Source organism: Martinezella sp. CNPSo 3957, from assembly GCF_057784395.1.
Genome location: NZ_JBXSOU010000008.1, coordinates 302,959 through 316,585 on the forward strand (window position 1 = coordinate 302,959; position 13,627 = coordinate 316,585).

A 13,627-nucleotide genomic window follows, 5' to 3' on the forward strand; every position below is an offset into this window, starting at 1 on the left:
ACAAATCACCCTACCGGCGGGCCGACATAGCGCGCACGCGGGCGAATGAGCCTGCCGCTGGTGGCCTGTTCCATGGCATGCGCAAGCCAGCCGACCGTCCGTGCCAGCGCGAAAATGATCAGCGGTGCATCCTCCGGGAGATGATAGGCGTGGGTCATCGCCGTCAGTGCGAAATCAACATTGACGCGCTCACCGACCAATTGCTCGCCGACATCGCGAACCCTGGCGAAGAGCGGAGGCAGTGTGAAGCAGCCGAGCAATGCCTCGCCACGGATATCGACGTCGGGATAAAGCTGATGGCCGAAAGCCGGCAATGGCCGCCCTTCCGCCAGATAGCTGCGGACCGCCTCATCCACGCCCGTCGTGGCTGCCCGCGCGATCAGCGTGCGCACGCTCTGCCATGCGCCGCCATGCAGCGGACCCGTCAGCGTCGAAAGGCCGGATAGAGTGGCCGCAGATAATGTTGCGCCTGCCGATGCCGTGATCCGCGCGGTGAAGGTTGACGCGTTCAACTCATGATCTGCAAGCAGGACGAAGCTACGGCGGATCACATCCTCGGCATCCGGACGGTTCCAGGCAGTCGCGAGACGTCGATGCAGCGGCTGATCCCATGGGCCGGGAGCCAATGCTTCGGCCACCGTACCGAATACGCTTTCAGCTTCGCTTTGGAGGGCCGGAAGTGAACGTCCGAGTGACGGCAGATCGCCCGTTATGCGCTCGGCAAGCATGGAGAAAGCGCTATTCATGGAAGGCGGCTTCCGCCGCGCCTCGCCTTGCTCTAATCGCAACGGCCGCTTCATGTCCCAAAGCAGCAGCGCGATGTCTTCGAGGCTTGCGCTTTCGGCAAGCATCGCCACGTCCGTGCCGCGATAGAAAAGCCTGCCGTTCGAAACGGTCGATAGCGCCGATGGCAATACCGGATCGCCCCATTGAATGGCCTCGGCGGCCACCGCCTCGGTCTTGCGCCTTCCGGCATGGCGGGCGGCCAATCGCTTGACGTCATCGGCGAAATAAAGGCTGCGCCGCGTATCTGCGGGATCGGCTTTCGCACGAATGCGCCCGCGGCTGACATTGGCATAGAGCGTCTGTGATTTCGTTCCCAGCAGGTTCAGCGCCTGCTCTGCCGTCAGCCAGCTCATCGGTCCTCATATTGATCAATTGCGTCAAGATTGACGTCAATAGAAATAGATCCGATCTAATCGGATAGTCAAAGGAGAACCGTAATGAAAAGTGGTCTTGAAGATGTCATTGCCGCAGAAACCAAGCTGTCCGACGTTGACGGCGCTGCCGGTCGCCTGATCATCCGCGGCGTGTCGCTCGATGATCTGGTTGCAACCAGCCGCTTCGAGGATGTTGCGGCGCTGCTGCTGGATGGCCTGTTTGACGAACATATCGATGCAGCTTCCATCCGAACTCAACTCGGCGCGGCTCGCGTTGCGCTGTTCCCGCATGTCGAGGCTGCCGATGCCGCTCTACTCGCACTGCCGCCGGTGGACGCCGTGCGGGCCTTGCTGGCGCGCGTTGCTGACGGCGAGAATTTCGCCACCGCGATCCGCCTGATGGCGGCTCCGGCCGTCTTCCTGCCGGCCATCTTGCGATTGCAGAAAGGGCAAGCACCGATCAAGCCGGATGCATCCTTGTCCCAATCCGGTGATATCCTGCGCATGTTGACGGGCGGTGTACCGACGGCAGAGCAGACGGCGGGACTCGATGCCTATCTGGTGACGATTTCCGATCACGGCTTGAATGCGTCGACCTTCGCTTCCCGCGTCATCGCCTCGACCCAGGCCGGCCTGACCTCCTCGGTGCTTGCCGCAATTAGCGCCCTTAAAGGCCCTCTGCACGGCGGCGCCCCCGGCCCTGTCCTCGATATGTTTGACGGTGTCGGAAAGCCCGAAAATGCACGCGCCTGGCTGTCGCAGGCGCTCGATCGTGGCGAGCGGCTGATGGGCTTCGGCCATCGCATCTACCGCGTGCGTGACCCGCGCGCCGATGCGCTGAAGACGGCATTAAAGCCCATCTTCGCCACCGGCCAGGCAGATGCTGGACGGATCGCCTTGGCGGAAGCGATCGAGACGGCAGCGCTGGCGCTGTTGAAAGAGCGCAAGCCGGATCGGCCCTTGGACGTCAATGTCGAATATTACACCGCCCTGCTGCTCGATGCCCTCGGCTTCCCCCGCAGCTCCTTCACCGGCGTCTTCGCGATCGGCCGCACGGTCGGCTGGATCGCCCATGCCCGCGAGCAGACGCTTGACGGACGTTTGATCCGCCCGCAATCGCGCTATGTCGGTCCGCTGCCGAAGGCGGCATAGGCAGGCCTGCCAGAAGGCGGAACTTAGGCGGCCGCGGATTGGCGCGGTCGCATCATGCCCTCGCGGATATGGCGGGCAAGCTCCAGCGCCTGCGGCGTCGCGCCACTTTTCGGCAAATGCAGATTGATCGAAAAGACCGGCAATTCGGGCAGACCCTGCTCGACGGTAAGAATATCGAGATCAGCCGGAACGGTCGAAGCGAGCCAGGCGGTGATAGCCAGGTCCGTGCGCACAGTTGCCATGGTCGCCTCGATATTGCCGTTCTCAAAGACCGTCCGCCAGCGCAGACCATCCTTGCTGAGCGCCGCAAAGACGGACGATCGGAAGGCACAGGTATCGGCGACCATCGAGATCGGCAGCGGCACCTTGCGATGGGCGTTGCCGGCCTTCGCTCCGACCCAGACGAGCCGTTCCACAGCCAGACATTCCCCCTGCGAGGTGCCGTAAGGCTCCTCCGCCACGCAGAGGTCGATAGCTCCCTTCCCCAGCTCTTCCAGCAGTTCCGGTGACGATGCGCAGACCAGCGAAATCTCCACCTGCGGATGGCGCTCGGCATAGGATTTCAGCACGGGGGCCAGCGTTGCTCCAACGAGATCATAGGGAACGCCGAGCCGGACGCCGCCGCGAACCGTGCTTTCCGTCATGTCGTCCCAGATATCGTCATTCAAGACAAGCAGGCGGCGGGCATTGCCGCGCAGCCGTTCTCCGGCTTCCGTCAGCCGCAATCCGCGCCTGTCGCGCTCGAACAGGGCGCAGCCGAGCATGTCCTCCAACCGCTTGATCTGCTGGCTGACGGCGCCTTGCGTCATATGCAGCATATTGGCTGCAATCGTCATGCTCCCCTGGTCGGCAACAGTGGCGAAGGTTCTGATGAGGGCAATATCAAAGTTTCGGATCATGCGGGCATTATAATTGCTAATGCGTCGATCCTTCAATATTCGATTTCATGATGCTGGAGCGGCGCCTATGCCTTTTTCAATTAGAGAAAGGCTGGATATGACGATCGAACCCTTGCTGCCGCTGATACTCTTCGCATTGGTTTCCACCATAACGCCGGGCGGTGCGACCACGCTCGCGACAGCGTCCGGTGCGCATTTCGGTTTCCGCCGCTCGATACCTGTCATGGGCGGCTTTGCCTTCGGCCTGGGCTCCATGGCCGGTGCGGCGGCGGCTGGGCTGGGTGGCGTTTTGATGGCCTTGCCAATGTTGCAAATCGCCATGAAGACGCTGGGCTCGCTCTATTTGATCTGGCTCGCTATTCGAATCGGCAGAAGCGGCCGGCCGCACGAGGCCGGGCAGATGGTGAGGCCGACAGGCTTCCTTGCCGGCGTCTGGATGCTCTGGCACAATCCCAAGGGCTGGGCCATGACGATGGGGGCCGCCGCCTCCTTTGCCGCGCTGGCGGATAGTCCGGCCAGACTTGCATTCCTACTTGGCGTGACCTTCTGCCTTATCGCCGCTTTCTCTTTGGCAGTTTGGTGTGCTCTAGGGCAAATGCTCGGACACCTCTTGAAAACGCCTTGGCAATGGCGAGCGGTCAACATCTCTCTGGCTTGCCTCCTCGTGATTTCAATCGCTCCCATGTGGTACGAATAAGATCCGACGCGCTGAGATCTCGCGGATCACGGTCGACCGCGCCACAGCCATATGGTCAAAGAACCGGCGCGGCCACGCAGGCTTGTTTCGATCGGGCCGTTGAGGTGCCCCTCTTTGAAGGGAGCGCTGTCGCGACCCGCCGCAAGCAAGAGGTCGGCGCTGATGGCAGCCTCCGCATGGTGACCTGCGGCAACCTCCATCAAGCGACTGGCAACGTTAACCGTATCACCCGTCGCAGTGATCTGTTGACGATCGCCACGGCCGAGCCGCGAGGCGACGATGGTGCCGAAATGAGCGCCGATTTTGAAACCGATTCGCGAGGTTATTCCCTGCGGCAATGCCGAGAGCCAATCTCTCATCCGATGAGCCAGGCGAATGCAACAATGCGCTGCATTGGCAGGATCGGCAGGCTTTGGATGCGGCAGGCCGAAAAGGATCATCGCGCCGTCACCCATGAAGCTGGTAATGGCACCGCCGGATGCAGTCACTTCTTCGTCGACGAGATTGTAGAAGCCGTTCAGCAGTTCACGCACGGCGGTCGGGCCGATCGATTCGCTAAGGCCGGTGAAGCCATTGATATCGATGAAGACGACGGCCGCCTCCTGGTGTACCGGCTCTGCGAGAAGGCCGGGATCGCGCGCAAGATGCTCGGCCAGACCAGGCGCTTGGATGCGCTGCAGCAGCTGGCTTTGTTCGGCGAAGCGGGTGGCGCGTCTGCGGTCGAGCCAAAGCTGGATCGCGCCAAACAGCAGCGCCGGCGGGACAGTTGCCGCAATCGGAAGGGCGGCGCTTAGCCAAATTCCATGCTTGAAGGCGCTGACGTTGATGGCAAACCAAAGGAGGACGACGCCCAGCACCATGATCAGACCTATGGTGCTGCGTCGCCATGAAAGAAGGCTGACAACGGCAATCGGCAGCCCGACGGCGAAATAAAGGTCGATGAAACGAACGTTGCGGTCGCGTACCAGTCCATCCCCTGCGATCAGATGCGTAATGGAAGTGGAGATCACCTCGACACCGGGCAGAACGGGATCGAACGGCGTCGGAAAGACATCTCCTCCCCCTGTAACGGTCGCGCCGATAACGACGACATGGTCCCTAATCGTGGCTTCCGGCAACTGGCCGCTCAGCGCCGCGCTGGCGCTGACGGTGCGGATCGTTCCACGCGGACCGTAGAACGAGAGCGGCATGAGATAGCCGGCGTCGGTATGGATGGAGCGGTCGCCGATCTTGATATGGTCGGAAAGAACAGTCGTCTGCTCGCCGCTTGCGGCGGAAACCACGCGCAGCGAAAAGGATGGCTCGATCCGTTCGCCGCTGCGAAACAGCATCGGAACGAAACGCGGCGTGCCCGCCTTGTCGGTCTGCAGATTGACGATCCCATAGCTTGCGGCATCGGCGAACCGCTGCTGCGGTTCGAGGAATTGCAGCGCGCTGGGCACGCGGGCGAGAGGCTCGTTGCTGTTGTCGACAACGCGCTGGCGGCTTTCGGGAAAGATGCCGGCTGCAGCCAGCACGACGTTGGTCCGCTTGAGTGATTGCTCCAACGCCGTATCGCCGGCTTCGTCACCGGGATCGACCAGAAGCACGTCGAGGGCGATGGCTTTGGGTCCCATGGCGGCGATGGCATCAACGATCCTGGCAAGCGTGGCGCGTGGCAAGGGATAGCGCCCCGCCACTCGCGAGGTCTCATCGTCGATGGCGACGATCGTGACAAGATCGGGCGGCTGGCTACGGCCGCCGAGCGTATTGCGGAGATTTGTAAGGGTTGCTTCCGCGCCGTCGATGAAGGGAATGTCACCGCGCAGATGCGCAATGCCAAGACCCAGGCTCCAGGCGACAGTCAAGAGAAGCGCAATCAGCGTTTGCAGCGATGGTCTGCGCATGGCGTCGGGATCTCACTGGCCCAGGCGTGCCATCAAGGCGTTTATGCGCGGCTGTCCCCACGGATTGACACGCAAGGCAGAGCGGGTGCGATCCACATCGACACCTTGCCCCTGCCCGAGCGTCACCCCCTGCCCGGTCGATACCTTGTTAACCGCAACACGGCCGCGCAACACAAGCACGGATGTCTTGCCACGTTGCGCGTCAACAGCCCATCGCGTGCCGCGGACGGCAGCGATCGCCTGCGGCGTTACCACTTCGAACCCACCCTGAACACGGCTACTGTCCACATCGACCAAGGCCGCCTTGCTGTCGAGCACGATAGCATCCACCCGGCCATCCCGATTTCGGTCAGCAAGGTGGAAATGCGCGCCGCGCTCGACGGTGATGCTAAGCCCAGGCTGGCAATTCAAAGTCCGGCGTTCGGTGCTGACGGTCGGCCGCAGCGGGCAATTCGTGACAGTTTGCGCAAAAGCTGTGCCGGCGCCGATGACGAACAGGATGCCTGCCGTCAGTCCTAGGCTGCGAATACTGCTTGCATGGATCATGGTGGTGGCCCCTCATCGCATATAACTGGAGCCGCGGACGACGATGTCCAGTCAAAACATGATCGATCCCCGGGCGCAATGATGCGTCAAGAGCGATTGATCTGCAAGTTGTCGTAGCCTCCGGCTTTATAGAGCACCGTCGAAACCAGCCAGCTCAAAAGGAAAATGCCGACGACCGCGAAGCCGAAATTGGCAAGATTGTCGTTGAGTTCGCCCACGAAGCTCCAGAAACCTCCTTCGAGGCCGAGTTTGTCGGCGATGAGCCCCAAAGCCTCGATGCCGCCGATGAAGACGGCGACGACGACTGACGCCGCGGTGATGGTCAGATTGTACCAGAGCTTGCGCACCGGCTTGACGAAGGCCCAGCCATAGGCTCCCGTCATCAGCGTGCTGTCGAGAGTATCCATCAGCGACATGCCGGCGGTAAATAACGCCGGAAAGACGAGGATGGTCCAGAAGGACATGCCCTGCGCGGCTTGAGCCGCGGAAATGCCTAGAACCCCAATCTCTGTTGCTGTGTCAAAGCCGAGGCCGAAAAGGAAGCCGATCGGATACATGTGCCAGGAGCGGGTTACGACTTTGAACATGGGCCGGAAGATGCGCGCCATGAAGCCGCCACCGGCAAGCAGCGTGTCGAGATCCTCTTCCGCGATCCTCTCGCCCCTCTGCGCCTTTCTGAAGGCCGACCAAACACCTTTCAGTACGAAGAGATTGGCGATGCCGATCAGCAGGAGAAAAACCGCCGAAACCGTCGTGCCGATGACGCCGCCGATATCGTGGAAGGAATCGAGCTGGCTCTGCATGGCAGCTGCCGTCGCGGCAATCAGGATCGAGGCGATCACCACGATGGAGGAATGACCGAGCGAGAAGAAAAAGCCGACGGCATGGGGCTGCTTCTTTTCCTGAATGAGCTTGCGTACGACATTGTCGATGGCGGCGATGTGATCGGCATCGAAAGCGTGGCGTAGGCCGAACATATAGGCGAGAAGCGCAATGCCAAGCAAAGACGGGCGGTCTGCAAAAGCGACCCAGGCCCAAGCCCAAGCGGCAATATTGAAAGTAATCAACAGCGTGAAGGTGATGGCGATCTTCGCTTTCGGCCGCTCGACGCCATCATCAAATGGATTGAGGATCATACTTTTGTTCCCGTTATGCTTACTCGCACAGTGTCACGGAAAGGAAAGCGGCGCGACAGGTAAATGACGTAGATGCCGAAGTTTTTCGCAGTGTCGCAAAAACGGGCAGACCCGGCATATGCCAGCTCTGCCCTCGCGCTCAGCCCTTCGCGAACGGATAACCCTCATCGGCCCAGCCGGTCATGCCGCCGATCATGACCTTCACGCGTTTGCCGAGCGTGCCCAGACGCCAAGCCGCCTTGTCGGTGCCGTTGCAATGCGGCCCGGCGCAATAGACGACGAAGAGTGTATCGTCCGGCCATTCCGCCATCTTCCTCGCGGTCATCTTGCCATGCGGCAGGTTGAGCGCACCCGGGATATGCTTCTCTTGAAACATGGCAGGGCCGCGGACATCGAGCAGAACGAAATCGACATTGCCCGATGTCATGGACTGGTAGACGTCGGAGCAATCGGTTTCGAAGCCAAGCCTCTTGGCATAGTGCTCTGCGACGAAACTGGGATCTGCAGTAGGGATTTCACTGACGAGAGACATGGAACGCTCCTTCTTTGGTTCGGTGCATTCATGCCTGAGCGATCCCGTGGTTGAAATTGGCCGAAATGCCATATAACGTCAATATCATGCCAAACTCAAATAACCCCAATCTTCGCGGCCCACATGTCGTCACCCTCGTCTATGACGGGCTCTGCACCTTCGAATTCGGTGTCGCCTACGAAATTTTCGGCCTGCCGCGACCGGAGATGGGCGACGACTGGTACAGGTTTTCCGCCTGCGCGATCGAGGATGGCCCTCTGCGCGCCGCCGGCGGGCTGACGGTACAGGTCGATCATAGCCTCGAGGTCATTGCCGATGCCGATCTGATCGTCGTGCCCGGTTGGCGTGGAATAGGCACGGCAGTCCCTGCCCCGCTGATTGCCCAGCTTCAAGCGGCGAGCCGCCGCGGCGTCCGCATCATGTCGCTTTGCTCTGGTGTCGCGGTCCTCGCCGCCGCCGGATTGCTCACCGGTCGCAAGGCGACGACGCATTGGCGCTATGTCGAGTCCATCGCGGCGCGCTATCCAGATATATCAGTGGATGCCGATGTTCTCTATGTCGATGAGGATAAGGTGCTCACGGCCGCCGGCAGTGCCGCCGCGATCGATCTCTGCCTACATGTCGTACGTCGGGACTTCGGACCTGATGCCGCCAATAGCGTCGCCCGCCGTCTCGTGGTGCCGCCGCATCGCGAAGGCGGCCAGGCTCAATATATCGAGACGCCAGTTTTGAGGCAGCGCGAGGGTGCGCGTTTAGGCCCCTTGCTTGAATGGATGCGCGAGCGTTTGCAGGAAGATCAGCCCATTGCGACGCTTGCAGCGCGGGCCGGCATGAGCGTGCGGACTTTTCAGCGCCGTTTCGAGGCGACCACCGGCATGGCGCCGGGCGAATGGCTCCTCAGCGAGCGGCTGCGGCACGCCCGCGATCTCCTGGAGAAACAAACGGCTATTTCGCTTGACGATGTCGCGGCGGCAAGCGGATTTGGATCGCTAGCCACCATGCGCCATCATTTTCGGGAGAGGCTTGCGGTAAGCCCGAGCGACTACCGCAAGCGATTTGCAGTCCTCAAAGCAGTTCCTGGAAAAGTACCTAGCGTTTTTCCGTCCCGAACTGCGTAAAAGCAAAGATCTAGAGCGCTTCGGTGAAGCGCTCTATACCAGCCGGCTCTGTTCCGTCGCCGCTTCGATGAAGCTGGAGAACAGCGGATGCGGTTCCAGCGGACGGGATTTCAGTTCCGGGTGATACTGGACGCCGATGAACCACGGATGATCCGCATATTCGATCGTCTCAGGCAGCACGCCATCCGGTGACATGCCGGAGAAGGTCAGGCCGCAATCTTCCAGCTTATCCTTGTAGTCGATGTTGACTTCATAGCGGTGGCGATGGCGCTCAGAAATATCGGTGGAACCGTAGATTTCCGAAATCTTCGTGCCCTTCTTCAGGGCCGCCTTATAGGCACCGAGGCGCATCGTGCCGCCGAGATCGCCCGATGCGGTGCGCTTCTGCAGCTCGTTGCCCTTCAGCCATTCGGTCATCAGACCGACCACCGGCTCTTTGGTCGGGCCGAACTCGGTCGACGAGGCATGCTCGACGCCAGCCAGATTGCGGGCCGCTTCGATGACGGCCATCTGCATGCCGAAGCAGATGCCGAAATACGGCACCTTGCGTTCGCGCGCGAAACGGGCAGCCAGGATCTTGCCTTCGGAACCGCGCTCGCCGAAACCGCCAGGAACGAGAATGCCGTGAACCTTCTCGAGATACGGTGCCGGATCTTCCTTTTCGAAGACCTCGGACTCGATCCATTCCAGCTTGACCTTGACCCGGTTGGCAATGCCGCCGTGGTGCAGCGCTTCGATCAGCGACTTATAGGCATCCTTGAGGCCGGTATATTTGCCGACGATGGCGATGGTCACCTCGCCTTCCGGCGTGCGGATGCGATTGCAGACCTCTTCCCACTGTTCCAGACGCGGCTTCGGAGCCGGCTCGATGCCGAAGGCGGCCAGCACCTCGTTGTCGAGGCCTTCCCTGTGGTAAGCCATCGGCACGTCATAGATGTTCGCAACATCGAGCGCTTGAATGACGGCAGATTCCCGCACGTTGCAGAACAGCGAGAGTTTGCGGCGTTCGGCTTCGGGGATTTCCCGGTCGGCACGCACGAGCAAGATATCGGGATGGATGCCGAGGGCCTGCAGTTCCTTGACGGAATGCTGCGTCGGCTTGGTCTTCAATTCGCCAGCAGCCGGAATATACGGCATCAGCGTCAGATGAACGTAGACAGCCGTGCCGCGCGGCAGGTCGTTGCCGAGCTGGCGGATCGCTTCCATGAAAGGCATGGCTTCGATATCGCCGACCGTGCCGCCGATCTCGCAGATGACGAAATCATACTCGTCATTGCCTTCGGTGACGAAATCCTTGATCTCGTTAGTAACGTGCGGAATGACCTGAACGGTCGCGCCGAGATAGTCGCCACGGCGTTCCTTGTCGATGATGTTCTTATAGATGCGACCGGTGGTGATGTTATCGGTCTTGGTGGCCGAGCGGCCAGTGAAGCGCTCGTAGTGGCCGAGATCGAGGTCGGTTTCCGCTCCGTCGTCGGTGACGAAGACCTCGCCGTGCTGGGTCGGGCTCATGGTGCCCGGATCCACGTTCAGATAGGGGTCGAGTTTGCGCAGGCGGACTCGATAACCACGAGCCTGCAACAACGCTCCGAGAGCCGCAGCCGCAATTCCTTTTCCGAGGGAAGAAACCACGCCGCCAGTGATGAATACATATCGCGCCATGGGAGTCACCGGATACCTTTTCACAAATGATTCCGCTAGCCCTAAAATTCGTTTCCGGAATTTTGGCTACAGAACGCGGAATATGGACAAAACAAAACCGGCAGATCCGAGGACCTGCCGGGGATGATCTTTGGCGACCGGAATTACTTGCCGGTCGGGACGCCGCCGTTGTCGGCTGGCGCGGGAGTGGTCGTCGCCGGCGCGGTCTGTTGACCGGTCGCGGCCGGAGCCTGCTGCGCAGGTGCTGCCTGATTCGTCGTGGCCGGCGGGGTCGCCTGCGATTGCGGAGCAACGGCGCCACTATTTGGCACGCCGCTATTGTCGACCGGCTTCGGCTGGGTGGTTGCCGGAGCAGCACCCTTCTGGCCACCAAGCGAATCGAGGATACCGTTGCCCTGACCTGCCGTGCTCGGAATACGGTTGAGAACGTCGGTCGGGCGTGCCTCGAAGCGGGACAGCACGTTCATGCCGAGCGCAAGTGCGAAGAACAGCGCCGCAAGAATGGCCGTGGTGCGCGTCAGCGCATTGGCCGTACCGCGCGCAGACATGAAGCCCGATCCGCCGCCGATGCCAAGGCCGCCACCTTCGGAGCGCTGAATCAGCACCACGCCGATAAGGGCGACGACGATCATGAGATAGATGACAAGCAGTACGGTTTGCATAGATCCAGTCCTGCCCGGTGCGGGCATCAAAAATAAAAGCTCGCGGCTCTTTACATGAGGCTCTCGCCTATTCCAAGCCCTTTTAAGGCCGGAACTCCGGGCAAGTTGTTGCTTCAGGCGAACTGCCGTTCGAATGCGGCATAAATGGCAAGGAAGTCGGCGGCTTTCAAGCTCTGTCCGCCGACAAGCACGCCGTTGACATGGGGAATGTCGAGAAGACTGCGCGCATTCGCACCGCTGACGGATCCGCCGTAAAGAATTCGCATGTTTGCGCCCTCCTTGCCGAAGCGTTCGATAAGCTCCGCGCGCATGAAGGCATGGGCTTCCTCGACATCCTCGCTGGTCGGAACCACGCCGGTGCCGATTGCCCAGACTGGCTCGTAAGCAATTACGGTCGTTGCGGCGGTCGCACCATCGGGAACCGAGCCGATCAACTCCCGCTTCAAAACGTCGAGCGTCTGGCCGCTATTGCGCTCGTAGGCGGTCTCGCCGATGCAGATGATGGCAATCAGGCCGGCATCGTGCGCGGCTTGTGCCTTGGCTCGTACAAGCATGTCGCTTTCCGCGTGATTTCTGCGGCGCTCGGAATGGCCGACGATGACATGCGTGCCGAAGCAGTCGGCAATCATTTCGGCCGAGATGTCACCTGTATGAGCGCCGCTGACCTGCTGATGGCAATCCTGGGCGCCGATGGCGAGCGGGCTGTCGTCGCACAGCGCCGTTGCCACATAGAGCAGCGTCGCCGGGGGGCAGAGCAGCGTGTCGATTTTCTCCGACAGTGGCGTCTTGACGCCATCCGCGATCGCCTTGATCTGATCCAGGCTCGCGCGTGTGCCGTTCATCTTCCAGTTTCCGGCCAAAAGCGGCCGTATCGTCTTCGTCATTCCGGTTTCTCCCCCTATTTCATCCATCGGACTAACAAAAAGGCGGAGCAAAGGAAAGTTAGCGAACAAGGCCGAAACCTGTTCAAATCGTTTGAAAAAATGCTTATCCGGAAAATAAATCGAATTGTGCGATGTGTTTCACGATGCCTGTGGATCGACGAGCCAGTTTAGCACCTTGCGCCAATCGGTCATGCGCACCGGCGTTCCGTGATTTCCGGTTTCGAAAAGCGTAAAACGCGTGGGATAATGCGCCTTGTAAAGTTTCTCGAATAAGGCTTGCTGGTCAGCCGCGGCGTAGACCGGATCCTTGCTGCCATGGGCGAACCAGAGCGGCAGCTTTGCCTTGTAGAAAGCGCTCTTCGTGAAATCCGGATCGGTAACGCCACTCAGGATCGCCATGCCCTTCAGCCGCTTGACGCTTTCGGCATCGCGCGTGATGCCCCAGCAGATGAAGCTCCCCATGGAAGCACAGGTGAGTATGACGGGCTTGCCGCCGGATTGCTCGTAGGAATAGCGGATGAGCGCCGCGATATCGGCAACGCCATTGCTGTCGAAACCTCTGACGCTCGGCGCATAATAGGTGCCGCCGTTCTTGTAAGCCAGGTTCTTCAGCCGGTTGAAATTGCCGCCGAACGTATAGTCGTTGGAGCCAAGCCGGCGGTCGCCGCCTCGGCCGTGAATGAAGATCACGGTGAAAGCCTGCTTCGATGCGGGGCCTATGCGAGTGACATCGACCCTGCGATCGCCGATCTCGAGCGTTTCGTCTTCTTGCGCCTTCCAGCGCACGCCGGTATCGACATAAGCCGGTTTGACACGCTTTTCCGGAATCTGGTCGCGGCCATTGATATCCCGCAATTCCTGATAATCGATCGTCTGGAAGGCGCCGTTGTCGTGACTCTCAATGACCGTCTGGCTGGAAAACAGTTCGTCCTTGAACGGCTTCAGCATCTCGGCAGAGGTTCCCGAGGCGGTGGCGAGCAACAAAATGCCCGAGATTGCGGACAGAACGGGCAAATGAGCTGTGGACATTGGCATGCGGATACTTCCTCCGATCGGCCATCGGGCTTGCCATTCTTCACCCGGCAACGCAAATCTCTTTCATGAATCTGCCCCGTCGTGGGGCGCCATCGCTCTTGTGCGCTGTTTCTGGCAGAATCACGGTGATTCGCGAATAGCGGCGACAAATGCGATAATGAAGGGGTCTGGCCCCACCAGAACAAATCTGAGCAGCTTGAAATTCTATGGACAATAGCAACGATCTCTTCTCCGGACTCCCCCGCTCCCCGAAGCCGG

Annotated in this window: 13 protein-coding genes; 3 read left to right on the forward strand and 10 right to left on the reverse strand. The window is 60.4% G+C overall.

The window, feature by feature from the left end:
* Positions 1-5: 5 nt before the first annotated feature.
* Positions 6-1,139 carry a citrate synthase gene (locus tag AC13QE_RS20320; RefSeq protein ID WP_488484997.1) on the reverse strand — a complete coding sequence of 378 codons (1,134 nt, stop codon included), beginning with the start codon at positions 1,137-1,139 and terminating at the stop codon, positions 6-8.
* Positions 1,140-1,223: 84 nt separating this feature from the next.
* On the opposite strand from AC13QE_RS20320, the gene AC13QE_RS20325 reads away from it, so the two are divergent.
* Positions 1,224-2,312, forward strand: coding sequence for a citrate synthase/methylcitrate synthase (locus tag AC13QE_RS20325; RefSeq protein ID WP_488484998.1), 1,089 nt, complete (start codon positions 1,224-1,226; stop codon positions 2,310-2,312).
* A 23-nt stretch (positions 2,313-2,335) separates the two neighbouring features.
* Here AC13QE_RS20325 and AC13QE_RS20330 read toward each other — a convergent pair whose 3' ends face one another.
* A complete protein-coding gene (locus AC13QE_RS20330) occupies positions 2,336-3,211 on the reverse strand; it encodes a LysR family transcriptional regulator (protein WP_488484999.1) in 876 nt (291 codons plus the stop codon).
* Positions 3,212-3,308: 97 nt separating this feature from the next.
* Between AC13QE_RS20330 and AC13QE_RS20335 the strand changes: the two genes are divergently transcribed.
* A complete protein-coding gene (locus AC13QE_RS20335; protein ID WP_132716611.1) occupies positions 3,309-3,908 on the forward strand; it encodes a LysE family translocator in 600 nt (199 codons plus the stop codon).
* 26 nt (positions 3,909-3,934) lie between these two features.
* On the opposite strand, the gene AC13QE_RS20340 is transcribed toward AC13QE_RS20335, so the two are convergent.
* The 4 genes from AC13QE_RS20340 to AC13QE_RS20355 form a co-directional block, all read right to left on the reverse strand.
* The gene (locus AC13QE_RS20340; protein ID WP_488485000.1) at positions 3,935-5,794 is read right to left on the reverse strand and encodes a CHASE2 domain-containing protein; all 1,860 of its coding nucleotides are present in this window, start codon (positions 5,792-5,794) and stop codon (positions 3,935-3,937) included.
* A gap of 12 nt (positions 5,795-5,806) precedes the next feature.
* The gene (locus AC13QE_RS20345) at positions 5,807-6,340 is read right to left on the reverse strand and encodes a FecR domain-containing protein (RefSeq protein WP_488485001.1); all 534 of its coding nucleotides are present in this window, start codon (positions 6,338-6,340) and stop codon (positions 5,807-5,809) included.
* 86 nt (positions 6,341-6,426) lie between these two features.
* Positions 6,427-7,476 carry a HoxN/HupN/NixA family nickel/cobalt transporter gene (locus tag AC13QE_RS20350; protein WP_488485002.1) on the reverse strand — a complete coding sequence of 350 codons (1,050 nt, stop codon included), beginning with the start codon at positions 7,474-7,476 and terminating at the stop codon, positions 6,427-6,429.
* Positions 7,477-7,615: 139 nt separating this feature from the next.
* Positions 7,616-8,008: a rhodanese-like domain-containing protein gene (locus AC13QE_RS20355; RefSeq protein ID WP_488485003.1), complete on the reverse strand. Its 393-nt coding sequence runs from the start codon at positions 8,006-8,008 to the stop codon at positions 7,616-7,618.
* A gap of 65 nt (positions 8,009-8,073) precedes the next feature.
* Between AC13QE_RS20355 and ftrA the strand changes: the two genes are divergently transcribed.
* The gene (gene ftrA / locus AC13QE_RS20360) at positions 8,074-9,126 is read left to right on the forward strand and encodes a transcriptional regulator FtrA (RefSeq protein ID WP_488485004.1); all 1,053 of its coding nucleotides are present in this window, start codon (positions 8,074-8,076) and stop codon (positions 9,124-9,126) included.
* A gap of 33 nt (positions 9,127-9,159) precedes the next feature.
* On the opposite strand, the gene pyrG is transcribed toward ftrA, so the two are convergent.
* The 4 genes from pyrG to AC13QE_RS20380 all read right to left on the reverse strand — a co-directional run bounded on the left by pyrG (position 9,160) and on the right by AC13QE_RS20380 (position 13,369).
* Positions 9,160-10,797 (reverse strand): CTP synthase, encoded by a 1,638-nt coding sequence (pyrG, locus tag AC13QE_RS20365; RefSeq protein WP_015339947.1) that lies wholly within the window; start codon positions 10,795-10,797, stop codon positions 9,160-9,162.
* A 134-nt stretch (positions 10,798-10,931) separates the two neighbouring features.
* Positions 10,932-11,450 (reverse strand): preprotein translocase subunit SecG, encoded by a 519-nt coding sequence (gene secG / locus AC13QE_RS20370; RefSeq protein WP_132716617.1) that lies wholly within the window; start codon positions 11,448-11,450, stop codon positions 10,932-10,934.
* 113 nt (positions 11,451-11,563) lie between these two features.
* A complete protein-coding gene (tpiA, locus tag AC13QE_RS20375) occupies positions 11,564-12,334 on the reverse strand; it encodes a triose-phosphate isomerase (protein WP_112338968.1) in 771 nt (256 codons plus the stop codon).
* A 138-nt stretch (positions 12,335-12,472) separates the two neighbouring features.
* Positions 12,473-13,369, reverse strand: coding sequence for an alpha/beta fold hydrolase (locus tag AC13QE_RS20380; RefSeq protein WP_488485005.1), 897 nt, complete (start codon positions 13,367-13,369; stop codon positions 12,473-12,475).
* Positions 13,370-13,627: the final 258 nt, after the last annotated feature.